Annotated in this window: 17 protein-coding genes; 4 read left to right on the forward strand and 13 right to left on the reverse strand. The window is 40.7% G+C overall.

Going from position 1 to position 23,771, the window contains the following annotated elements:
- Positions 1-138: 138 nt before the first annotated feature.
- From UYK_RS0118895 to UYK_RS0118935, 8 genes are all read right to left on the reverse strand, one after another.
- Complete coding sequence (locus UYK_RS0118895; RefSeq protein WP_016871958.1) at positions 139-1,764, reverse strand: iron uptake porin; 1,626 nt, start codon at positions 1,762-1,764, stop codon at positions 139-141.
- Between the two features lie 153 nt (positions 1,765-1,917).
- The gene (locus UYK_RS0118900) at positions 1,918-2,520 is read right to left on the reverse strand and encodes a Crp/Fnr family transcriptional regulator (RefSeq protein WP_009454006.1); all 603 of its coding nucleotides are present in this window, start codon (positions 2,518-2,520) and stop codon (positions 1,918-1,920) included.
- A gap of 541 nt (positions 2,521-3,061) precedes the next feature.
- The gene (locus UYK_RS0118905; RefSeq protein ID WP_009454007.1) at positions 3,062-5,260 is read right to left on the reverse strand and encodes a PhoX family protein; all 2,199 of its coding nucleotides are present in this window, start codon (positions 5,258-5,260) and stop codon (positions 3,062-3,064) included.
- A gap of 472 nt (positions 5,261-5,732) precedes the next feature.
- Positions 5,733-6,419: a phosphate signaling complex protein PhoU gene (gene phoU / locus UYK_RS0118915; protein ID WP_016871960.1), complete on the reverse strand. Its 687-nt coding sequence runs from the start codon at positions 6,417-6,419 to the stop codon at positions 5,733-5,735.
- Between the two features lie 28 nt (positions 6,420-6,447).
- Positions 6,448-7,764 (reverse strand): sensor histidine kinase, encoded by a 1,317-nt coding sequence (locus tag UYK_RS0118920; RefSeq protein WP_016871961.1) that lies wholly within the window; start codon positions 7,762-7,764, stop codon positions 6,448-6,450.
- A gap of 41 nt (positions 7,765-7,805) precedes the next feature.
- Entirely contained in the window at positions 7,806-8,558 is a 753-nt protein-coding gene (locus tag UYK_RS0118925) for a response regulator transcription factor (RefSeq protein ID WP_009454017.1), read from the reverse strand.
- Positions 8,559-9,029: 471 nt separating this feature from the next.
- Positions 9,030-9,656, reverse strand: coding sequence for an SAM-dependent methyltransferase (locus UYK_RS0118930; protein ID WP_009454019.1), 627 nt, complete (start codon positions 9,654-9,656; stop codon positions 9,030-9,032).
- Between the two features lie 147 nt (positions 9,657-9,803).
- Positions 9,804-11,168, reverse strand: a complete 1,365-nt coding sequence (locus UYK_RS0118935; RefSeq protein ID WP_016871962.1) for an APC family permease — start codon at positions 11,166-11,168, stop codon at positions 9,804-9,806.
- Positions 11,169-11,662: 494 nt separating this feature from the next.
- Here UYK_RS0118935 and UYK_RS0118940 point away from each other — a divergent pair, with 494 nt between their 5' ends.
- Together UYK_RS0118940 and UYK_RS0118945 are read left to right on the forward strand one after the other, a co-directional pair.
- On the forward strand, positions 11,663-12,643 hold the full coding sequence (locus UYK_RS0118940; protein WP_009454023.1) for a coiled-coil domain-containing protein: 981 nt from the start codon (positions 11,663-11,665) through the stop codon (positions 12,641-12,643).
- A 47-nt stretch (positions 12,644-12,690) separates the two neighbouring features.
- Positions 12,691-13,776 carry a coiled-coil domain-containing protein gene (locus UYK_RS0118945; protein WP_009454024.1) on the forward strand — a complete coding sequence of 362 codons (1,086 nt, stop codon included), beginning with the start codon at positions 12,691-12,693 and terminating at the stop codon, positions 13,774-13,776.
- 863 nt (positions 13,777-14,639) lie between these two features.
- Here UYK_RS0118945 and hisA read toward each other — a convergent pair.
- The 4 genes from hisA to UYK_RS0118970 form a co-directional block, all read right to left on the reverse strand.
- Positions 14,640-15,413 (reverse strand): 1-(5-phosphoribosyl)-5-[(5-phosphoribosylamino)methylideneamino]imidazole-4-carboxamide isomerase, encoded by a 774-nt coding sequence (gene hisA, locus UYK_RS0118955; protein ID WP_009454028.1) that lies wholly within the window; start codon positions 15,411-15,413, stop codon positions 14,640-14,642.
- Positions 15,414-15,560: 147 nt separating this feature from the next.
- Positions 15,561-15,851 (reverse strand): DUF3593 domain-containing protein, encoded by a 291-nt coding sequence (locus UYK_RS0118960; RefSeq protein WP_009454030.1) that lies wholly within the window; start codon positions 15,849-15,851, stop codon positions 15,561-15,563.
- Positions 15,848-16,195: a DUF2499 domain-containing protein gene (locus tag UYK_RS0118965; protein WP_009454032.1), complete on the reverse strand. Its 348-nt coding sequence runs from the start codon at positions 16,193-16,195 to the stop codon at positions 15,848-15,850. The genes UYK_RS0118960 and UYK_RS0118965 overlap by 4 nt, the downstream gene beginning before the upstream one ends.
- Before the next feature lie 64 nt (positions 16,196-16,259).
- A complete protein-coding gene (locus tag UYK_RS0118970) occupies positions 16,260-16,526 on the reverse strand; it encodes a hypothetical protein (protein ID WP_235182355.1) in 267 nt (88 codons plus the stop codon).
- Positions 16,527-16,768: 242 nt separating this feature from the next.
- Here UYK_RS0118970 and UYK_RS0118975 point away from each other — a divergent pair, with 242 nt between their 5' ends.
- A complete protein-coding gene (locus tag UYK_RS0118975) occupies positions 16,769-17,233 on the forward strand; it encodes a TspO/MBR family protein (RefSeq protein ID WP_026086517.1) in 465 nt (154 codons plus the stop codon).
- A gap of 164 nt (positions 17,234-17,397) precedes the next feature.
- Here the strand turns inward: UYK_RS0118975 and UYK_RS0118980 are convergent, their stop codons facing one another.
- Complete coding sequence (locus tag UYK_RS0118980) at positions 17,398-18,021, reverse strand: pentapeptide repeat-containing protein (protein WP_009454037.1); 624 nt, start codon at positions 18,019-18,021, stop codon at positions 17,398-17,400.
- 385 nt (positions 18,022-18,406) lie between these two features.
- On the opposite strand from UYK_RS0118980, the gene UYK_RS0118985 reads away from it, so the two are divergent.
- Positions 18,407-23,719: a translocation/assembly module TamB domain-containing protein gene (locus UYK_RS0118985; RefSeq protein ID WP_009454039.1), complete on the forward strand. Its 5,313-nt coding sequence runs from the start codon at positions 18,407-18,409 to the stop codon at positions 23,717-23,719.
- Positions 23,720-23,771: the final 52 nt, after the last annotated feature.

Raw genomic sequence — 23,771 nt, forward strand, 5'->3', positions numbered from 1 at the left:
AGACCTTGCACCTACTTTTTCGTCTGCCAAGAAATAAATTTCAAAGGTTCAAACCTAAAGTAAGCTTTAGCTTAAGCGTACTCAGGGCGAGGTGCAAGTTAGGAAATAACCAACAACAAACAACCAGCTAACAACTAATTAAAAAGTGAAGGTGGTACGAAGGGTACCAACGTACACAGTATCGTTGTTGTCGTTATGCTCAGGGTTGAAGATGGCTAGGAAACCAGGAGTAATAGAGATGTTGTCGGTGAGTTGGTATCTGTAGAGTGCTTCTAGGTGATAGGAAGTGTCATCATCTTCACGAGCACCTATATCATTATCAGTGACTTTGGGTGGTTGACCAAACTGAAGACCGAGCAAGTTACCCTCTTTACCAAAGTCTTTAAAAGCTACGTTAGCCATCCAATAGAAAATATCGGCATTATCGCCTCTATTGGCACCACTCCTTGCTTCTGCGTTACTGAAGCCTACCCAACCGCCAACAGTCAGCTTAGAACTGGGCTTGAAGTTAACTTGGGCGCCATAATGGTTAGCAGAAGTTCTAACATTACCAAATGGTTGGCTAGCGTTGGAGCTACCTGTAGAAGAAAACAGGTTAACACCACCAACATTATTTTGATAGCTACGGGCGTAAGTCAGACCAACGTTAAACGCTCCAGTTGGCTGGAAACCAACCTGAGCAAGGGCAGCAAAGTTGCCATCAAATAAACCAGCTCCGCTTGCGGGATCACTAGCAACGTTATTACTACCGCCAGCTAGATAACCTATAGCTGCATTGAAAGCTGATCCTTTAGGCCGGAAGCTAACAGTTATACCTGCACCACCAGAACCTTGGCGATAAATGGGGCTGAAGCGACCATAACGGGAAATAGCACCTCTTGCGGAGCTAGCAAATTCAGAGAAGTTAGGAATGTTTTCCCAGAATTCACCATTGTTAGCATCTACCTTGACACGAATCGCATCACTGAGGTTGAAAGCGTAGTTGATTTTATCGATTTCAACGTCGTTGCCAGTATTGTTGTCAAAGGAGAGGCGGGCCATGTTAGTACCAGTTGCAGAACCAAAGTTAGGTACATTGCCAGCCTGCAAACGGATTTGCAATTGGTCTGAACCAGTGAAACTGCTGTTCAAACTTAAACGAACCCGGTCTGAGAAAGTAATATTGTCATCTATATCGGTCCCAGTACCGTTGGCTCTTTCATCTCCAAAGGGTGCGCCGAGATTAAAAATTGCTTCACCGACTAACTTTGTAGTAGTGGAAAACTGGTTTGCTTCCAACTCAGCAGTGCGAGCTTCCAAAGCATCTACACGACCACGCAAAGTTGCTAGTTCCGCAGAAAACTCTTCTTGCAAACGTTGTAGGGTAGCCAAGTCTTCCTTAGTAACCAATTCAGCTGTTGCTGTGGCAATTAGTTCATTAACCCGGTCTAAACAAGCATTCAAACCTGCGGCAAATTCATAGCGGGTCATGGGGCGGTTACCGCGATAAGTACCATTGGGGTAACCTGCAATACAACCATACCGCTCAACTAGAGACTGTAAGGCTTGGAATGCCCAGTCTGTAGGCTGTACGTCGGAAAACTGGGAAACAGATGTAACCTGGCCGATGCTGTCAGCAGATCCTTGGGACAACTGAGCTACAGAAGTCACGTCTTGATTGATTTCCTGCTTTACTTCTGCTGCAAAGGCGTTATTTGCTGCAAACAAGGTGGCAGCAAATAAAAGCGGGCTCAACTTTAGGGCGTTCCACAATGGTTTTGTCATTTTGTTTCAGTCTCACTCACACCTACTGGGTTAATCGTGGTATATTTCTTCAAAGCGTTTTTTCACTTGAATTATCACCATGATTTTCAGTAATAATTCTACCAAAAGAGGCAGTGATTAACGCAAGTACTCACCGCCTTTTTTAATTGTTATTTAATTACTATTTTTAGATAAACGTAAAATGATTCTGCGTTTGTGACGTAACAAGTTACCCTCGTCCTCGAATTGCTGGAGAAGGCGCGTTACTGTTACTCTTGTTGTATTTAAAACTTCTGCCATCTCTTGATGAGTAACATTGAGTTCAATCAACTTGCCTTGTTCTACATCCCGACCGAATTTTTCACTTAGCCAAACCAAAAATTGCCACAAACGCAGAGAGATCGGTTTTCTATGGACAATACTTAACAGTTCCTCTGCTTGTTGAATATGAATCATGAGAGCATTGACATCTTGATTCCAATGATGTGGTGGTACTACACTCACTTCCACACTGGTTAAGCATTCTATTTGGTAAGGCTTAACTCTAGAAAGAGGATAACCAATTAAATCTCCTGCTCCCCAATATCCCAGAGTAATGAATGTTCCATCTTCGCTCCAAGTTAAGGTACGTACTGCTCCACGCTCGATTCGCCACAATACGTCGTTACGTGGTGGAATAACTTCTCTGCGAGTAAAGATGCGTTGAGGGAAATTGGGTGATAAGCTACTCTTATGTGATGCAATTGAATTTTGTATGTGACTGCTGGAATAGATCATTGGTGTTGTTGGGTTAGGATTTTAATCAGTTCAAAGGAGTGAATATAGATAACAAATTTAATTGCGGTATCATACATTACTTGCCAAAGCTATGAACTTGTGGCTAAAGTCATCTAGAGAAAAACTAAGTTAGTGTTGATGACCATTAGTTCAACCAAAAGATAGATGTCTGGTGTAGAAAAATTTTGTAATCTAGGGAACACTTGTTTGACTTGGAAAAAGGCAAAATCGTCACATGAGTCTAAGAGTTGCTTTTTGGACTCATGCTTATGCTAATATCGCTGATTCACAAGGGGCGAATATGACTTTGGTGTAAGAGATTTTTGGCGGATTTTAAAGCATATCGAATATTAATAAATAGTGGTTACTGAGTGGGTGGTGTACCATAGTGTCTACTTTTAGGTAGTTTTGATACTTCCAAAGAAAGAGATTACTAAAAAGCTTAACTTGCAAGTATGCAGTAATACTAATCCAAATGTGCAGCTATTTGCTTAATTCTTGGTGAATTATTATTGCAGTCTAAAATAATTGATAATTATTGTCAACTATTAGAGGTTTTGGTGACGACAACAACTGCTGGTTTGGGAGGTGCATCAGCGCTTTTTGTGGGCCAATTGGAGCCAATAGGGACTTGACGAGTTTGCAAAAATTCTTCACCTGTTGTGGTCATTAATAGGAATTCTCTGCTTTCTTGGACTTGGTTCTTACGAATACCATTTGCTTCTCCAGGATGCTGTATAGAAATAAACATTGATTTTTCGTCAACAGTAAAACAAGGTCCTGTGATTTCACACTCTACAGGGCCAGTAGCAAATAAAAAAGCCTTGCCTGCATCATCTCCCTGAGTAGGGATTAACCAGATGGCATTATTACCAAACAAACCAGAAATAGCCGTAGCTTTACCATTACTGTCAGTACGATTTTTAACAGACTGATTCATTTTCCCTGTGGACATGTCTGTCACCATCCAGATATTGCCATTTTTATCCAGTAACAAATTATCAGGATTGGCAAAACCCATAGCACCAGCAGCTGGTTCTCCACCAGTGGCTAACATCTGCCATCGAAAGGTAACTGCTGCGGGATCATTGCTATCTTCTGTAAGACGCATCACCCAGCCATACTCATAGGGAGTTTCACCTTTGGGACCCTTGAAAACTCTGACATCTGGACCACCCTCTTGATCAGGAGAACCAGAGGTAAAGCTAATATACAAATCTCCATTTGCTGCAACCTCTGTATCCTCTGGACGAGCAGTACAAGTTGCACCGACAGCATTGGCTGCGTAGTGAGCATCAATTAAGATAGCGCCTTGTTTTTCTTCTGTGTTACCACTGTAGAGATCACCTAAATTCTGAAACTTTTGTTTATATTTAGCGATTTCTTGATCTTTGGCGATCGCTAAGTAATCACCTTCTGCTTTCTCAGCAGTTTTTGCTTGGGGGCTTTTTGGTAATAAAATTAGGTTGCCTGCGATGTTGCTAGGAAGGTCTGGATCTATTGGTGTATCTGCTGTTAACGGTATCCAACGACCAGTACCATCGGAGTTAAACTTGGCAGCATAGAGTATGCCTTGAGTCAATAGCTGAGAATTAGCTTTATTTTTGGGGTCTTGAACCTTGTCGCGGCTGACAAATTTGTAAATGTGTCCTCCTCTGCGATCGCATCCTGAATAGAATGCCAATGGTTTACCTGCTTCGACGCGCACACCTACAGCTTCATGACGATAGCGTCCCAACCACGTATGTTTTGTGCCATAGTCATTAGGATTGGCGGGATCTATTTCTACAATCCAACCGTATTTATTCCCAGCTAACCCAAAAACATTACCCTGTCCGTACAGTTCCTCATCACCTAAAGCAAAAGGACGTTTGCTGGGATCTAAAGAAGTACCATCAGAGTATACAGCTTCCGGGACTTGGGTTTGAAAATTTTCTTCTGCACTGAGGACTGTACCCCAAGGAGTTGTTCCACCAGCACAGTTGCCAAAAGTACCAATAATGCGATCGCCTAACTGATCAATATATCCCTGTCCCTGTTGCTTGCGAAATACAGCTACCGCAGGACCAGTTGCTTTTAAGTATTTGCCATCATTTAAACCGGAGATACCAGAAATTCTTCTATCTGCTGGAGAATTAGTACGTTCCCATTTACCATCCGTTGTTTTCCGTACAGAAATCACACCAAGTCCTTGATCTAGAAGTGCTTCCTGACAAATCTCCGTAATTTGAGCTTTGATTGGGTCATTATCCGCTAAAGCAAAAGCATTGATTTCATTCTTCCCGGATGAGTTATTTTGTAGTGCTGCTTTCACTTGTGCAAACGGTAACGGTTTTCCGATGACTTGTTCGTAAGTTTGCATCCAAGGGATGGCACTAATATATTCAAAGTTAACCGACAGAAGTCCTTCGTTTTCGCCTATAGAGATAAAAGAAAGATAGTCGTTATTGTAACCAAAGCGAGAATCACCAACTTTATCACCCCAAGCAGCAATAATCTGGTACTGATAGCCTTCTGGCAGGACTAAATCATCTACTACTTCGTAGGTGCTGTATTGTTCTTTTTGTTGTTCTGGTTTGAAGCCATCGGTCAGTAAGGGTATCGGCCCTTTGATGGGTTGAAATGTAAATTCAGGCTTTTGTGATGGTAACTTTACATTACATCCCCCCAACGAATTTAGTGCTACTGCACCTGCACTACCTCCCATTAACAGCAAAAAATGTCTACGCGTGATACTCATCAGTTTGGTTAATTACACATAAGCCACTGTTTAGATGGCAAACATTTTAAGTGGTCATTGTTAATTTAGTAGTCAAAGTTTAAGAATAGGTAAGCTTTTTGTGAAATGTTAGTTAGATTACAATTGATTTCGGTTACTGTTCTGGTAAAGAAGGCAGGAGGCAGAAGGCGGATGAACGCAGATAGACTATTCATGGGCAGTTTGAGAAAAACTCTGCGTCCCTTTGCGTTTAAAAACTCTACAGGCTTGTCACTAACTACCATTGAAAGTCAGTTGATATATAAATTTTGGTTAATTTTTATTAAGAAATTAGTTAAATATAATAATTTCTTATCTCGACAATTGACTTTTGCTTACTAACTGATGGTAAATTATTAATTGTCTATGTTAAAAATCTTAGCTATTAAGCGAGATATGAATAAACAAGCAACAGAGGCAAAGCCTCTTGCCTGTTTTCTACTTTTTGCATTTCCTAGTGACGCTGACCTGTGACAATATATGCCACTCGTTGACCAATATTAGTAGCATGGTCTGCCATGCGTTCTAGATGGCGTATTACTAGTACCAGCAACAAAATAGGTTCAATTACGCCAGGCACATCTCTTTGATAAGCTAAAGTTTGATAAAGATGTTCGTAAGCACTATCTACAGCATCATCTAACTGTTTGATACTGCGTCCACCGGCTGCATCTAAATCTGCTAAAGCTACCAAACTAGTTGCTAGCATTGCCTGAGCGTGATGCGACATCATGGCAATTTCTGGTAAAGAAGGGTGGGGCGGATAAGGAAAAATTTTAACTGCAATTTCAGCTAAATCCTTAGCGTAGTCCCCTATTCGCTCTAGGTCACGCACCAATTGCATAAAAGCACTCAAACAGCGCAAATCTTGAGCGACAGGGGCTTGCATTGTCATAATCGACGCACAATCTGACTCTATTTGCTTGTAGAAGTGATCTATTTGTTTATCTATATGGGGAAGTTCCTCGGCTGCTTTTAAATCACGGGCAAATAGCGCCTGGTGGCTGAGGCGAAAGGATTGTTCTACCAAAGCTCCCATGCGCAAGATATCTCGCTCTATGCGCCTGATTTCGCGTGTTAACTGGGTTGTTCCAGAGTTAGGATCATATATAATGGCTTTCACGCTTGTATTCTCAAACATGAAGATATTTTTAAATATAGTCTTGGCTTTAAGAATTTGCCATGACCTCGGGTAATACAAATTGTATCCATGCTCCACCTGTGACGGGGTGATTCATGGCTTTGATGGAACCGTTATGAGCCAGAATTATTTGACGGACGATCGCCAAACCTAAACCACTACCCACTAATGTTGTTGTAGAACAGGTTTCTACTGTTTTGTCGCGAGCGCGTGCTTGATCTCCCCGATAAAATCGTTCAAAAACATGGGGTAAATCTGCCTCGGTAAAACCCACTCCAGAGTCAACAATATTCACTTCAAGATTGGCTGATGTAGTTGGTTTAGCACTACTATTATTTTCTACATTTAAGATTTTTGTTTCAACAGTAATAGTACCGCCAAAAGGGCTGTACTTGATACTATTGTCCAACAAATTCAGGAAAACTTGGTAAAGACGCGAAGCATCTGCATTAATCAAGATATTTTCCGGTCCTTTATAGATCAGCTGGACTTGATAGCGTGCTGCTAGGGGTTCAAGACTTTCCCAGACTTTGCTAATTAGCGATCGCACTTCTGTAGATTGGCGGTTGAGTTTGAGGGTGGGATCGGTTTCTAGTTGGGTGAGTTCTAGCCAGCTTTGCACCAAAGAAATCAGTCGGTCAACTTCCTGCATGAGGCGATCAACCCAGCGATCTAAAGGTGCTTCAATGCGGTCTTGCAAAGTTTCTACTACCAACCGAATAGAGGTTAATGGCGTTCTCAGTTCGTGTGCTAGGTCGGAGAAAGCGCGGTCACGTGCTTGGTTAATTTCTAGCAGTATTTGGCGATTTTCCAAGAATACGCCAACTTTTCCCTGGGATAAAGGCAAGCTAGTAGCTCGCAATACCACAGGTTTCTGTTCTAACATTGCATCTGCATTTTCACAAGAGGGGTGAAATACCCATTCTTTGATTTGAGATTGCTGGCGATCGCGAGTTTGTTCAATCAACTGGTCTAGTTCATAAGAGCGCACTAATTCTAATAACAACCGTATTTGTCCTGGTTGCCATCTTTGCACATACAACATCTCTCGCGCCTGCTGATTACACCACAGCATCTGATTTTCTTCATCTACCTGCAAGTATCCTACTGGCGCCGACTCTAACAGTACTTGATAATTATTAATAATTTCTTGCAAGTATAATTGTTGCTGTTTCAACTCAGAAATTTCGTGCCGCAAGCGTGGAATCAGCGGTAGTGCAATATCACTAGGTTGTGATTTTAATGAGGGCGGTATTTTTCCGATAAGGCGGCGCAGTTGCACCATTTGGCAAATCCAAACCCCTAAGCCGATTGTCAAACCAAAAAGAAAACTAAATACTAACATCACAAGTTGTTAGTTGCTTTCGCACAGATCATACTAACAACTTAGCCAAATCTATAACCAAAACCGCGTACAGTCACAATATATTCAGGACGGCTAGGATCTTGCTCTAATTTTTCCCGTAACCAACGGATGTGAACATCAACTGTTTTACTGTCTCCGACAAAATCTGGTCCCCAAACTTGATCTAGTAACTGTTCTCGTGACCATACCCTGCGGGCGTAACTCATAAACAGTTCTAACAAACGGAATTCCTTTGGTGAGAGACTGACCTCTTGACCACGAACTAGGACGCGACACTCTTGTGGATATAAGGTGATTTCTTTATACTGTAGTGCTGGTAGTTGTGGTAAACTGCTCAAGCGCTGGCGACGCAGCAAAGCACGACACCGGGCTACTAATTCCCTCATACTAAAAGGTTTGGTTAAATAGTCATCAGCTCCCACTTCTAAACCTAAAACACGGTCAGTTTCGCTACCTTTAGCACTGAGCATGAGAATAGGTACTGGGTTACCTTGATAGCGCATTAAGCGGCAGACATCTAAACCATTAATGTGAGGTAGCATCAAATCTAGGATGACTAAATCAAAAGTAGGTTCCCCTAAGTTGGCGTCAAAACTTTTTAACTGTTCTACGGCTGAGCGTCCATCTGCCGCTGTTACCACTCCATAACCCTGCTCCTCCAAAGCCAGAACAATCATTTCTCGGATTAGTTCTTCATCTTCGACAACTAAAATACGACTTCTTTGACCGATGTCTGTCGTTGGAGAATACTTAGTTGATTCACTAGTATGCATTGATGCTCACGCAACTCTGTAATTATGCTGTATCAATATATTTATCAGACAACCGCACTTTTACGCTTGTTTGACATAAAACTATGATTTTTGGTAATTAATATGACAATATGCCATTTATTATAAACCATCTAAGCAACAAAAATATAGGATAATTTCATAGAAGATTGCTGGTAATTAATGGTTGATAGTAATTTTCTTGTAGAAAGACCTAAACGAAATATCCCGAATAATTGCTGATTTTTGGAAATTTCGGCTTTAATTCATGGAATTTGCCATTCCTTTTTTTTCATCTCATATCTTCAATCTCAACATTAAACACCTCCCCAACTTCAAGTTGGGGAGGAGCATCATACAGTCATCCGATTTTGGATTTTAGATTTTGGGAAAATATCAAATCAGCCATGTAAGGTAAAATTCCAAAAGCATGAAAATACCTCTTGCTTTTTCCCCGATCCCAGTTCCCTATTTTTATTGAAGCAAATTATTAGGAACCTGCTCAGGAACAACCCAGAGGTAAAGAGTAGAGCCTTGTACCTGCACCGTCTTCTGTGGTTTCCACTCACCCATATCAAAGGCATGGGAAACAATACGAGTGCCTGGTTTGAGCTCTTGTAAAAGTTTGGGTCGGAGTCTCAAATTGACATCAGGCAGCAAGTATAGTGTTACTACCGTTGCATCATCAAACTGGGTTTGAAATAAATCTTGTTGTCGGAATGTAACGCGATCGCTTACTCCTGCTTTTTGAGCATTAGCTTTGCTTTCCTGTACAAGTTCGGGATTGATTTCTACACCTACGGCACGACGAACACCATATTTTTGGGCTGCGGTGATGGGAATACGTCCGTCACCACTGCCAAGGTCGTAAACCACATCATTTTTACTGACTTGTGCCAGTTGCAACATGGCATTTACAACTTCTTGTGAAGTCGGTACATAAGGCACATCAGCTTTTGGAGTTTCTTGGAACTGAGTTGTTGTAGCTGGTGTTTGTGCATCTGCTTGCACATTACCCTGGTGATTCGTACATCCAACCACACTCAAACTCGCAGCACTAATTCCAGCCACAAGTAAAATTAGCATTCGTCGTAACTGCATGATTTTTCTCCTTTGACTGATAGAGTTGGTTGTTGGTTGTTAGTGGTTTGTGGTTAGGAATCAGTGAACAGTTAACAGTACTAAGCGGAGTGAGTAGTAGAATTTGATAACTGATAACTGACAACTGAACTACACTCCCTACCTCTTTCACTTATTCCTCAACAGGTACCGATCCCAGTACAGCAACGGGATTGCACAAATAACGGCTACCACACCAACTATTGCCCCCACTCCCGTATAAGCCAAACTGGAGTAGAGTAAATAGCCACAGACAAGACAAAATAGCAAAGGCAACCAAGGATAAAGTGGCACTTGAAACGGGCGACTAATATGGGGTTCCTGCATTCGCAATATAAACAGCGATATGCCAGAAAGTAGGAAGAAAAACCAAAATACAGGGGCTGTGTAGTCTACCATTGTTTCAAAACCGTTGCGGGTGATACTGCCTAACCCCACCAAAGCTAGGGAAATCGCTCCCTGCAACAGAAAAGCCATACCGGGAGTACTTTTTTGATACTGCCAATTTCCCATAAATTGAAACAGTGAAAAGTCCTGTGCTAAGGCGTAGTTGGTACGTGCCCCTGTTAAAATAGTGGCGTTGATTGCCCCTAAAGCAGAAACTGCAACCAGCAGACTGATAAAGAATGCTCCCACTTCACCTAAAGCCTGACGCATCAAAGCAGCTGCGACTGCTTGCGACTGGGCCATTTCCACCAATCCCAATCCCCGCAAATAAGCTAGATTGATCAACAGGTAAATGCTGGTGATAATGCTAATACTCCAAAGTAAAGAACGGGCTATATTTCGCTGTCTATTTTTGATTTCTGCTGAGATATAGGCTGCCTCGTTCCATCCACCATAGGATAGTAAGACAAACACCATTGCTAATCCCCAGGTGCCTTCAGAAGTAGGGGTAGTAGGAGGAGTAGAGGGGTTAGAGGGAGTTGCAAAGGAAAGTCCAATAATTACCACTAGTAGCAAGCCAAGGACTTTTGCTATCGTCAGTAAATTCTGTGTCCATTTACCCTGCTGCAAACCGAAAATGTTTAATGCTGTTAATACAGCGATCGCTATTGCTGCATAAAGGGCAGAGGAAAAGGCTCCAAGTGGCAAAATTTGGGAGATATAATCACCGAAAACAAATGCCAACAAAGCAATTGAACCTGTCTGAATGACTATCATCCGCGCCCAGGCAAATAAAAAGGCGACTTTCTGCCCAAAGGCGCGCTTGAGATAGTGGTAATTACCCCCCACATGGGGATAAGTTGTTGCTAACTCGGCGTAACATAAAGCCCCAATGAAAGATACCGCACCTCCTGTTAACCACAACAGCAGTACAGCAACATTACTACCTGCATTAGCTGCAACCAAAGCGGGGCTTTCAAAAATGCCCGCTCCGATTACAATACCAACTATTAAGGCTACAGCATCGCCAAATGCCAATGAGGGCTTCGGTGCTGCGACTTCATTTGTTCCTGTCTGCTTTGATAAGGCATAATTTTCACGTTTCATATTTTGCTAGAGAAAGGGAAAAGGTAAAAGGGTGAGCATCAGAACTTTTTCTGCTTACCCTCTAACCTCACCCCAGTTTGTGATAGTTAATGTGGTGAACCTTATGGTAAGAGGGAGTAGTGACTAAATTTCCCTATCTCTAGGGTTAAAAATAAATGTGACTTAAAAATGACAGCGGCAAATTAATAAGTCGGTGCATACGTATAAATTAATGCAGTAGTGGCGATCGCTTCTCCCTTGACAACAACAGATGAGCTTGAATATACTTAGTACATAAGTACTAAAGCAAAATCCAACCTGCGTTCCTTAACTTCAGTCTTTGACTAGAAGTCAGTCAACATTAGGAATAGCAACCTCAACAACAAAGTCATTTTCATTTCAGTATTTCCACAGCTCTGAAAATACTGTTTTCAAGGCTACCCTCAACACAGTACAGGGTTAGCCGCAGTCTTGCTTGCTACCAAAAAATAATGCACATTAACTGGAGTTTAAGTATGAGCATAGTTGCTGCTAAGGATAGTAAACAACAACTCTTACAAACATTTCAACAAATTTTGGCAGATAAGAAAAAGCTGGAATCAAAAATAGCTACCAAACAGGAAGAAGCAGAAAAGGCAAAAAATAAACAAATTTTAGAAGTAGCTTCGACATACACAGTTGATAGTATTATCAAAGGTTTAGCAGACTTGCAATTAGAATTTGGTGGTATAGTCACTACACTTTCTGACAAATTAGCCAAAGAAAATTCTAAGTTAGATGAACTAAACCGCGCTATCGAAATTGAAACTCAAAACTTAAAAGAACTTCAGCAAATTAGAGTGGTAGCAGATACATTAGACATACTCACTCAAGAACATCAAGAAAAGCTGAAAACTCTAGAACAAGATACAAATAGTCAGCGAGACGCCCTAGAAAAAGAAATAGAAAAAACACGAAAAGATTGGCAGCGAGAGCAGGAAATATATGCAGAATCAGTCAAAGCATTCAATGAATTATTAGCAAAAGAAAGAGCTTTAGAAGCAGAGGAATATCAATATAAATTAGAAAATAAGAAAAAAATAGACACAGATGCTTTCCAGGCGAAAAAGCGTCAACAAGAAAGACAAATAGAAGAAAGTAATCAAGAAAAAGAAAAAAATTGGTCAGAAAGAGAAAAAATACTTTCTGCAAATCAATCATTATTCACAGAATACCAACAAAAAATAGCAGCATTTCCTGTCGAACTGGAAGAAGCAGTGAAAAAAGCTAGAGAAGAAGCTATCAAAGAAACTAGTCAAAAAGCAAAAGTTGAAGCAGATTTATTTGAAAAAGAATGGGAAGCCACTAAACAAAGTTATGAACTCAAAATTCAATCATTAGAAGAAATTATTCAGAAACAAATTGAGCAAATAGAAGGAATATCATCTCAACTTCAGACCACATTAAAACAAGCTCAAGATTTAGCTTTGAGAGCTTTTAGTAATTCTGATAAATAGTTTCACAGTCAAAATCAACTTGAAAACAACAAAAACCGAGGTTTATTATGCCAAGCAAAAAACCTAATGAAAGAAATACTAAGTCAGAGATATTGGAAGCTTATAATGAAATTTTCAAAGAGAAAGCAGCCCTAAAATCTCAACTAGAACAATTAGCAAAAGAACGTGATTCTGTACAAAAAAATCAGATAAACTCAACTATAGAAAATAAAGCAATGATGAATCAACCAGTAACTATTCAACAAAAAATGAACTTTACTATTGAAAGTCTCGCGAAAATTCAGCTAGGCTTTGGTAGTGCTGCGAATGAATTGTCAGAACAACTCACAACGCAAGCATCCAAATTAGCAGAAATTAGACAATTAGTTGAAAATGAAGTGCAGCAATTAAAAGAACTACATAATTTAGAAATTTCTGAAGATATCCTAGATAATCTCATTCAAACTTATGAAGAAAATGCTAAAGCTTACCAAGAAGAATTCAGCCAGCGTTCGGAAACTTTAATGCAAGCACATCAAGAACTAAGACAAGCTTGGGAAAAAGAAAAAGAAGACTACAAAATATCAATTAAAGAGCGGGATGAAAACCTCAAGAAAACTCGACAAAGAGATGCAGAAGAATATAAATATAATCTAGAACTACAACGTAAACTAGAGATGGATGAATACGAGCAACAGCAAAAAACTTTATATAAAGAATTAGAAGAATTTCGCCAAGAAATAGAAAAGCAATGGTCAGAAAGAGAGAAAGCGATCGCAGAAAAAGAAAAACAATTTGAAGAGTATAAAGCTAAAGTCGAAGCTTTCCCTAAAGAAAAAGAAGCAGCAATCAAAAAAGCAATAGAAGAAGGTAGAGGTATCGCTCATTACCAAGCTAAAGTCAAAGCAGATTTATTTGCTAAAGAAGTGGAAGGGCAAAAGCGTTTTTATGAGCAAAGGTTGCAATCTTTAGAACAGACTATTAATAATCAAGAAACACGTATTCAAAATCTCTCTAAACAACTAGAATCTGCCTTGAAACAAGTTCAAGATTTGGCAGTAAAAGCTATTGAAGGATCTGCAAATATAAATTCCTATCAAGCAATCAAAGAAATAGCTTTAGAACAAGCTAAAAGCCAAGTGAAGAATAAATAGTTTTGGGAGTTAGTCAGTAGGGTTTGTTACGGCACTAGTTAAATAAAGATAGTAAGCATAAACATTTTTGCCGTAATACTAATTCCCTGTAAAAGTTAAACATATTTGTGTTGTACCAGACGTGCCATGGCACGTCTCTAATAGTATAACGCACCGTGATGAATGGTGCGTTTATCTTCAGTATAACGCATCTTACCAAGTGAATATTTACTTGATCAATAGTCCTTCATTCTTTTCTCTATTTGTTGTTATTATTAGTTTTAGGAGTTAAACCACGCTCTCTTCTCAGGGGTTTATCCTTAACTGGTGGTTGAGGTGGATTTGGTTTCTTACGAGACATAATTTTTAACCTTGAATTTGATTCTTATACTAATTACACAACAGTTGTTATCACTTCCAGAAATATTTAAAATAAAATCCAAATTTAATAATTTATTATTACCAAGTTATCTAAATAAGAAAATAGAGACGCAGAAAAAGCGCCTCTAAAAGAGAGGAAACCCATTATGAAAATTTAAAAACTTAAAATTAAAAATTAAAGTTGGTTATGAAAAAGCTAACTAGCTATCAGTCATTAAGTTTACTTACTTGAGCATTTAATGTATTACATATACTCAAGCTGTCTTTGGTTTGGAATTGTCGTTTTGGGCTTGAAGCTTATTGCTACCAGATTCAGTTTTAGGTTTATTTGTGACCGGAGGTTTTGGGCGAGACATAGTAACTAAGTAATTTTTAACTCTGTACAGATTGAACTACACCGTAGTAAATTCGGAATCCGGAAAATAAAAAAATAACTGACTATCGAGTCAGTTAAAAAATATTAAACTCAAGAAAAGTATTTACTCTTTCTGCGACATAATATCCTACGCAAAAGCTGAAAAACCTAAATCCGGGGGTATATCTTGAATACGCCCCGAACCAACAGCCCGAACTGCTTCTGAGACAGAGATATCACCAGTGTACAAGGCACGCCCAATAATAACACCGGTGACGCCTTGAGGTTCTAATGCTAGCAGACTAAGAAGATCCGTGAGCGAACTAACTCCACCAGAAGCAATTACAGGAATATTGATTGCAGCAGCTAATTCGCGTAAAGCATCTAAGTTTGGCCCTGCAAGAGTACCGTCACGATGGATATCTGTGTAAATTACTGCTGCTGCTCCTAATTCTTGCATTTGTACAGCAAGTTGTGTTGCAAGTACTTCTGATGTTTCCAACCAACCACGAGTCGCTACTTTGCCATTACGAGCATCTATGCCGATAATAATTTGTTGAGGAAATTCTTGACACAGTTGTTGTACTAGCTGTGGTTGTTCTACAGCCACAGTTCCCAAGATAGCCCATTGTACGCCTAAATTAAATAACTGCTGTACGCTGTCTCGTGTCCGTAAACCTCCACCTACTTCAATCGGTACGGACACTGCTTGAGCGATCGCTTCTATTGCCTTTAAGTTTACTAATTTACCTGCTTTTGCCCCATCCAAATCAACCAAATGCAGTCTAGTTGCACCCTCCTCTACCCATTGTTTGGCAACATCCACCGGATTTTCGCTGAAAACTTGTGAGCGATCGTAGTCTCCCTGATAAAGTCGCACACAACGACCTTCTAGTAAATCTATCGCTGGAATAACTTCCATAATTATCCTGAAAGTGGTTAGTGGTTGGTTGTTGGTTGTTAGTAGTTAATGGTTAGTAGTTAGTGGTTGTTAGTGTTTAGTGGTTAGTTGTTTACTCCTCACACTCCCCCACCTCCCCATCTCCCTACGCCCCGAGTTCCCCACCTCCTACTCCCTAGTCTCTTTGATCACTGCTTGCCGAAAACCCAGCACAATCAAGATATTAGCAAGGGTCAAAAAAAATTCTGCACTTCCATGCAACCAATCAACATTTGCCAAAGATTGGTTGTAGTGCAGTTGAGCATAAATCCCAGCTGGGATAGTAACACCGACAAACACCAGGGTACAGTAAAATCCGTATAACGCCAACCGTGGCATTTGCTTGACTCTGCTAATAAACCACAAGAAACCCAAGTAGGGAAACAGTGACAGGATAAATAGGGTTTCTTTTGAAATCATTGCTTCGATTTAATACCTTCTGTAGAAGTTACTTGAGTGACTATATCTGTAGATTTAGCATTGCGCCAAATCCACACCGCAGCCGCCCAAAGCGTAATATTACCAACTAAAGTCATAGTAGCTTGTAGTGTGACCAACCATTCTAGTGATTCTGCATTCTCAAAATAATGCCAGGTGCAGGCACACATTGCACTCACTAAAGCTGGTAACATAGCCAAAGATAATGTCCACCAAGCACGATTGCCAGTCACTTCACCGTATTGCCAAATTAGCCAAATAGCAGCAATCCACTCGATAACGCTAGAAACGTGAATGATCCAGGTGGGAATTGAAAGAACGTGCATGTTAGTCAATAGTCAATATATCAGTGAAATGAAGCATTTGATGGTTAATCATCAAACTCATAAATTATAGTTTGACTTGGTCAACAAAACGATTAGCTAGGATATAGGTTGTAAAATTTAAACCTGGTTTGTTGTAGAGATTGAGCGTGATTTTCTGTTTTTCACCTTCCACGCTGATAGTGTCTGTGATGGTACTCGGTCTAGATGGGGAAGTAATCGCAGTAGTGGGTTGGTTGTTATTTACTTGATTACTAGATACTTGTTCTGTACAAGCAATGGATGTACCACAAATAAGTGCGATCGCTAATGAATATAAAATTTGGTTCATCATCTTTAATCTTGCTTTTATTTGCGTAGGAGCAGCACTAAAACTGACAATATAGTTCTATAGCCTGATCCTAAGAAAAGATAGAAGCAAGTAACCTCATGCAATTGGTTCACCAACTCAGGTGATATTTGGTCGAGTGTTGCGAGTGAAAGAGTTACAAATTGTTTACCCAAAGGTAGGTGCAATAATTTTCTTCAAAAATCTACACTGCAAGTAAAATCGTATTTTCTATGGGTGCTGATATTATGAAAGCAAGATGGATTATTACTGCGGTCTCAGCAGCATTATTTTTTGGCGGTAGCTTGTTTACATCTTTGCGCGATCCCTGGTTTCAGAGCTTGCGCCGTCCTGATTGGTTGACTTTTGAGTTTTTAATTCCGTTTATTTGGATATTTATTTGGATTTGCACCACAATCTCTGCTATTTTGGTATGGGAGAAAAGCTCAAAAAGGTTTCGTCCTTGGCTGTTGATGGGGATGTATGCAGCGATCGCCATTTTAACTTCAGCTTACAGTCCCGTTGTAGTAGAATTTCGTAGCTTGATTGGTGGAATGATTGTAGGCGGCTTAGCAACAGTTCTCGTTTATATTCTGGCTTTTTTAGTCAAGCCAATTTCCCAGACTGCTTCCTGGCTCTTTTTACCTTATGCCATTTGGGGTCCCATAGGCACTTACTTAACCTGGGTTTTGATTCAACTTAATTTTCAGTAATACTCACAAGACTGAATCAAAAGTTGTATAAGTTCCCACCCGCAAAGTTGACACCAAAACTCTGTATCCTTTGGCGTTGCAAATCCCCACTCTTTTATACAAGCATCAGCTTCTGACCAGCATTGCTTCTATCCAAAGTTTGAAATTTTCCTATTTTTAAGTCCTTAATTTAAAGCATAGGAAAATAATGATTCAGGCAAACAAGCGCCACTCAAATTCACATCATACAGATCAATATCATCTATGTTGGTGCAACTTAGATCCGCATAACGCAAATCTGTTCTTGATAAAATAGCTTTAGACATATTCGCGTTATACAAGTCGACTTTACTCAAATTTGCACCAGTTAGATTTGTCTTGCTCAAATTTGCACCTGCCAAATTAGCACCAGTAAGGTCAGCATAGCGTAGATCCGCACCCTCTAGATTGGCATTACCCAAATCAGCATAGCGTAAATCAGCTAGCCGTAGGTCTGCTCTAGTTAACATAGCGTTGTGCAAATCGGCTTTTGCGAGGATTGCTCGAATAAGACAAGCTTTGCTCAAATCAGCCCAAATTAATAAGCCTTCCCTTAAATCAGTCCTCCATAGGGTTGTTTCTACCAATTTTGCTTCATTGAAATTCCCTCTGCGCAAACAAGCTCCTGAGAGATTAGCCCGACTCAGATTACTCTGACCAAAGTTAATTCCAACTAAACAGGTATCATTCAAGTTAATCCGTTGCAAGCTCATCTGCAAAAAATGTCTGTTGCCCGCAGCATAGCGTTTGAGAATGTCATTAGCATCCATGATTCCAACACTTATGCATAATTGCATTTTATTTTGTAAATTTATGTAAATAAATATAACAAAAATTAAAAAATAATCAATACTAAACTGCGAAAAGGGTGAAGGTGAAAGGATATTCACTCACGGAAACTGAGGGTATCTCCTTCATGTACTGGTTTTCCCTGACCCTATTTTTGACTTCCCTTGCTTTTGGTAGATGTTTTATATAAGGATAAAAAGCTATCCCTATTGCAAAAAAGCAAACATAACTAGCAAATCAAAACCCATAAAAAAGGGAGTTGAGAATCTACATATATACATTTGCCCTTTGTTCCTTGTGCTTTCTGCCTTTTTGTACTAGCTATGTTTTATTAGCGTCATCTCCAGCAGTATTTTTTAAACCAAAATGACAGGCTCTCCTAACCCAGATAACCAACCTCAGTCTCATGACAATAGACGCTTCTGGTTCCTGCTGTTAAGTCGTACTGGTATAACTATAGGTGTGATTTTGCTAGTTGGAATTGCAGGAGGTGCGTGGTGGGCTTGGACTTTTATCAACAATAAGTTAGCACCATTAGTACAAACAAATCTTCAGCAATTACTCGGACGACCTGTGCAAGTAGGCAAAGTTGAGGATTTTTCTTGGAACAGCCTGCGATTTGGTCCATCATCCGTGCCTGCAACCCCCACAGATCCAGATAATCTTAAGACTAAGGCTGTCCAAGTACAATTTGACCCTTGGCAACTAATTACAAACCGGACTTTAAAGCTGAATGTAACCTTAGTCCAGCCTAATATTTATATTGAACAGGATCAACAAGGTCGCTGGGTAACAACAGCAATTAAGCCTAGTGCAGAAGAACAGACGGGTTTTATTCAAACTGAATTGGAGGGGATTGAGGTTAAAAGTGGAGATTTAACTCTACAACCAACTTCCCAAGCAAAAAAAACCATAGCTGCTGTGGGATTTAATCAGGTCAACGGTTCGGCTCGTTTTCTAGAACGAAATCAACTGATTACCTTTAAATTCAATAGTCAACCTGCTAACGGTGGTGATTTACAAATTGTTGGCAATACACGCCCCAGCATCGGACAAACTAACCTCAAGATAAATGCCTCCCAATTGTTAGCATCTGATCTTTCTCGGTTAGTGGAAACGCCAGTAGACATACTCGCTGGTCGTGTGGGTGGTGACTTAACAGTTCAATTACAACCGAATCAGCCAGAAATTGCTCTTTTTGGAAGCGTGGGATTAAATCAAATTACTGCACAAGTTGCTAACATTCCCACAAAACTTTCTAACACCACAGGTCAACTCAACTTCCAAAATCAACAAATTGCCCTGGAAAATGTGACTACGCTCTACGGTAGCGTCCCAGTGCAAGCCCAAGGAACGATCAATACCCAAACTGGTTATAATCTCACAGCACAGGTAAAGCCAGTTCAACTCCAGAATGTTTTAGCCTCTTTGAATGTGAAGTCGCCTGTACCTGTAGCCGGAACAGTGCAAGCCAATATTAAATTACAGGGGGCGCTACAAAAACCCATCGCTACAGGAACTGTTAGTACTGTCCAAGCTGCTCAAATCGATCGCCTCATTTTTAATCAAATTAGCAGTAGTTTGCGGCTGACTCCCAATGAACTAGTTTTTGCTAACATCCAAGCTACTCCTAACGTCGGTGGCAAAATTACTGGTAGTGGTCGAGTCGCTTTAGGTACTCAAAACCGAGTCGCTTTTAACTTGCAGGGGCAGAATTTACCAGGAGATGCGATCGCCAAAGCCTACGAAGCATCACCACAAATTCAAATTGGCAATATAGCGGCAAACACCCAAATTTCAGGTACTTTTGATAACTTGCAAACAGTAGTAAAAGCGGAAGCACCTACTGCTACCTACCCTGCACGACTGGAAGTAGCTATTGATAACTCTGGAGCTGTGCGATTACAGGATGCTGTTGCCAAAGTCGCGGGGGGTACAATTACAGCAACAGGAAAACTCGTAGATAATCGCTGGCAAGGTGTGGTTGATGTAAATGGCATTGAATTGAGTAGTTTTCCCCAAGTGCCACCACAGTATCAACAAGGAACTGTCAACGGTAAATTTAATTTAGCTGGCACTACTGATTCCTTCCAAATTGCAGATATTCAAGCTACTGGTCAGGCGAGTGTTAATGTAGCAGAAAGTACCGTAAACCTCAGGGATATTCAGCTGAATAACGGTCGTTGGCAGGCAGTAGCGAATGCTTCCCGAATTCCACTGAGTCGAATTGCCGAAAATATACAAGGACAAGTCACTAATGCTAACTTGCGTTTATCGGGAACAACCAATTCCTTGCAACTTGCAGATATTCAAGCCGCAGGTCAGGCAAGTGTTAATGTAGCATCAGGCACATTAAACCTAAATAATATTCGCCTCAATAACGGTCGCTGGCAAGCAGTAGCGAATGCTTCCCAAATTCAACTTAATACTTTCTCCGAAAATTTACGTGGTCAACTCAATGGCCGCGTTGACCTAACGGGAACTGTAGCATCGTTTCAACCATCCGCCATTCAAGCAGCTGGACAAGTAGGCCTTTCTCAAGGTTTAGCCCAACTGCAACAACCACTAACAGCCCAATTTCAATGGAACGGTGAGAAGTTACGAATTGTACAGGCAACTACACCAGGTTTAAGGGCTGCGGGTACGGTGGCGATTTCCTTTGCAGACACAACCACGCCACAAGTGCAAAACTTCAATTTAGATGTATTGGCACAGAATTACAACTTGCAAAACCTGCCCTTCGAGTTGCCTGGTAATTTAGCGATCGCAGGTACAATTGATTTCAATGGCACAGTCACGGGCACTCCTAGCCTGGGGCTTAAGCCCCAGGCTCTCGTCGCCTCTGGTAACATCCAATTAGAAAACTTTAAGGTTAATGATTTAGCATTTGATCCTGTATTAACTGGTCAGGTCAGTTATCAACCAGAACAAGGAAGCCAACTGCAACTGCGCGGTCAACAAGACCAAATAGCCTTGAACCTTGCCCCCGACAATCGCCCGATATCATTTTTAATTAGACGTGATAACACTGTCGCCACTGGTAGAACTCAAGGAGACAATCTCCTAGTCAACCTACGAAACTTTCCCTTATCTGTAGCGCAAAGTTTAATTCCTGGTGGTGCAAGAAATATCGACCCAATTGCGGGAGATTTATCTGGAAACTTTGTCGTTAATTTAAGTGACTCCTCCGTTGTCGGTGATGTGGCTATTACACAACCCCAGATTGGCAGATTTATCGGCGATGAATTTCGGGGACGAATTGGTTTTGCTGATGGTATCGCCAGTCTTTCAGAAGGCGAATTGCGACAAGGTCAAGGTCGTTATCAACTCAGTGGTAAATTCCCAATAATAGGTAATCAACCCTTAAATTTTCAACTTAGCTTCGATCAAGCCAGAGTAGAGAATATATTATCTGCCCTCAATATCTATAACTTTTCAGACATTACCACTGGCTTTGAACCTCCAGACTTCGCTGGTGCAGAAGCACTTGCGACCGTACCTGTCGGTCAACCGAATGCATCTTTGGCAACCCAATTGCAGTTGTTTAATGAAATTTCAAACTTGGTAACGCAACAGCAGCAGCAACAGCAACAAGCACGATTACCAACCCTCGCAGAATTAAGTGGGTCAATTAGCGGACAAATTGAAGTTACAGGCACTTTACAAACAGGGTTGAATACCAGCTTTAACCTCACAGGTGCTAACTGGGTGTGGGGTGATTACAAAATTAACGAAGTTGTTGCCAATGGAAGTTTTGCAGATGGTGTTGTGAGGTTAGTACCCCTACGGGTGAATTTAGATGGATCACTCCTAGCTTTTAATGGACAGTTGAGTCAGGAACAACTATCTGGACAGGCGCGAGTCCAAGCATTACCTGTGGAACTAGTCGAGGCTTTTCTACCAAACCTACCTGTAGAAGTTACGGGTAATTTAAATGCTCTTGTGACTCTGGCGGGTAGTTTAAATAATCCTACTGCGATTGGGGAAATTGCGTTGGTAGATGGCAGTATTAATAACCAATCTATCCAAACAGCAGAAGTAAGTTTGAACTATAACAATGCTCGCTTAAATTTTGGTAGCACCATTTCAGTAACGGGAACAGGTACAGAACCAGTAGAAATTACAGGTAACATTCCATTTGAGTTACCTTTTGCTACAGTCAAACCAGACAGTGATCAAATTAGCCTCAATGCCTACGTAGAAAATGAAGGCTTGGCGGTATTAAACGCATTGACTAACCAAATCAGTTGGGTTGGAGGTGAGGGAAACGTCAATCTGCAAATTGATGGTACATTCAGCCAGCCCAATACTACTGGTATTGCCACAGTTAAAAACGCCACATTGAAATCTCCCAACCTCTCCCAACCACTGACAGATGTCACAGGAACAATTCGTTTTGCAGGCGATCGCTTCAACGTAGAAGGTCTACAAGGAAGATATAGTCAGGGACAATTAATAGCATCGGGTATCCTACCAATTTTTGCCACTCAGAAGGCCCTACAGCAAGCAGCGACCAATCCTCTCACTGTCGTGTTAGACAACCTCAGGCTGAATCTACCACAATTATATGCAGGAGGAGTAAGTGGAAATGTAGTAATTAGAGGCACAGCTCAATCTCCTCAACTGGTTGGAAATGTACAACTCCAAGATGGTGAGATATCTTTATACCAAAATGGTGAAGCTTCTCCAAATACAGGTGCAACACCTGTAAATAATTCTGTAACAAATAGCCAGATATTTCTACAAACACCTGCAACTACAACTACCAACACTCCTCCGAAGCAGACACAAAGCACAGCCAATTCTTCACCTTCTCCCAGCCCATCATCTATTCATTTACCTATAGAATTTGCAGATTTCCGGGTGATTCTAGATGATGTGCGCGTCACCCAAGAACCATTGTTCAGCTTTGTCACAAAGGGAGACATTACCCTCAACGGTACTTTAGCTAATCCTCGTCCGCAAGGAGTGATAAATCTGAAACAAGGTCAAGTCAACTTATTTGTGACTCGATTTACCCTAGCACGTGGTTACGAACAAATCGCCACATTTACCCCCAGGCTAGGATTAGACCCGATTTTAGATGTGCGACTAGTCACATTAGTTCCACAATTTAACAGGAGTCGTTTACCGACCACACCAACATCGACCGAGATTAACGATTCTTCTGCCAACGCCTTGGGTACTTTCAACACCATTCGGATTCAAGCTAGTGTGCAAGGTCCTGCCAGTAGATTATCTGAGAATTTGCAATTAACTAGTGAACCTAGTCGCACAGAAGCAGAAATTGTTGCTTTATTAGGAGGTTCTTTTATCAACGTCTTTGGTCAGCCTGATGCAACCAGCATTGGCATTGCTACTCTCACTAACTCTCAGATATTTTCTGACTTTCAAGGCAGAATTAGTCAACTGGCTGAAGCAATTGGTTTAAGAGAATTCCAAATCTTTCCGACTATCGAACCTACAGGTAAGGGGGAAAGTTCAGTACTGAGTTTAGCAGCAGAAGCAGCAATTGGTATTTCTAACGATATTTCTTTTTCAGTATCACGGGTTTTTTATGGCAATGAATCTTTTCGTTACAACTTGCTTTATGAACTCAGTGATCAACTAGTCATCAGAGGTTCTACTAATTTAACTGATGAAAGTCGAGCAGAAATTCAGTACGAAACAAGATTCTAGCTCATTGAGAACTCAGACAACACCACTCAATAACCATCGGTGTTTATCGGTG

It is taken from the genome of Fischerella thermalis PCC 7521 (assembly GCF_000317225.1).
GTDB lineage: Bacteria > Cyanobacteriota > Cyanobacteriia > Cyanobacteriales > Nostocaceae > Fischerella > Fischerella thermalis.

Excerpts from the sequence above, each read along its gene's own strand:
- hisA (WP_009454028.1), bottom strand. The coding sequence starts at position 15,413 with ATGGAAGTTATTCCAGCGATAGATTTACTAGAAGGTCGTTGTGTGCGA.
- UYK_RS0118940 (WP_009454023.1), top strand. The coding sequence starts at position 11,663 with ATGAGCATAGTTGCTGCTAAGGATAGTAAACAACAACTCTTACAAACA.
- UYK_RS0118975 (WP_026086517.1), top strand. The coding sequence starts at position 16,769 with ATGAAAGCAAGATGGATTATTACTGCGGTCTCAGCAGCATTATTTTTT.
- UYK_RS0118965 (WP_009454032.1), bottom strand. The coding sequence starts at position 16,195 with ATGCACGTTCTTTCAATTCCCACCTGGATCATTCACGTTTCTAGCGTT.
- UYK_RS0118970 (WP_235182355.1), bottom strand. The coding sequence starts at position 16,526 with ATGATGAACCAAATTTTATATTCATTAGCGATCGCACTTATTTGTGGT.
- UYK_RS0118925 (WP_009454017.1), bottom strand. The coding sequence starts at position 8,558 with ATGCATACTAGTGAATCAACTAAGTATTCTCCAACGACAGACATCGGT.
- UYK_RS0118935 (WP_016871962.1), bottom strand. The coding sequence starts at position 11,168 with ATGAAACGTGAAAATTATGCCTTATCAAAGCAGACAGGAACAAATGAA.
- UYK_RS0118930 (WP_009454019.1), bottom strand. The coding sequence starts at position 9,656 with ATGCAGTTACGACGAATGCTAATTTTACTTGTGGCTGGAATTAGTGCT.
- phoU (WP_016871960.1), bottom strand. The coding sequence starts at position 6,419 with ATGTTTGAGAATACAAGCGTGAAAGCCATTATATATGATCCTAACTCT.
- UYK_RS0118985 (WP_009454039.1), top strand. The coding sequence starts at position 18,407 with ATGACAGGCTCTCCTAACCCAGATAACCAACCTCAGTCTCATGACAAT.
- UYK_RS0118960 (WP_009454030.1), bottom strand. The coding sequence starts at position 15,851 with ATGATTTCAAAAGAAACCCTATTTATCCTGTCACTGTTTCCCTACTTG.
- UYK_RS0118905 (WP_009454007.1), bottom strand. The coding sequence starts at position 5,260 with ATGAGTATCACGCGTAGACATTTTTTGCTGTTAATGGGAGGTAGTGCA.
- UYK_RS0118900 (WP_009454006.1), bottom strand. The coding sequence starts at position 2,520 with ATGATCTATTCCAGCAGTCACATACAAAATTCAATTGCATCACATAAG.
- UYK_RS0118945 (WP_009454024.1), top strand. The coding sequence starts at position 12,691 with ATGCCAAGCAAAAAACCTAATGAAAGAAATACTAAGTCAGAGATATTG.
- UYK_RS0118920 (WP_016871961.1), bottom strand. The coding sequence starts at position 7,764 with ATGTTAGTATTTAGTTTTCTTTTTGGTTTGACAATCGGCTTAGGGGTT.
- UYK_RS0118895 (WP_016871958.1), bottom strand. The coding sequence starts at position 1,764 with ATGACAAAACCATTGTGGAACGCCCTAAAGTTGAGCCCGCTTTTATTT.
- UYK_RS0118980 (WP_009454037.1), bottom strand. The coding sequence starts at position 18,021 with ATGGATGCTAATGACATTCTCAAACGCTATGCTGCGGGCAACAGACAT.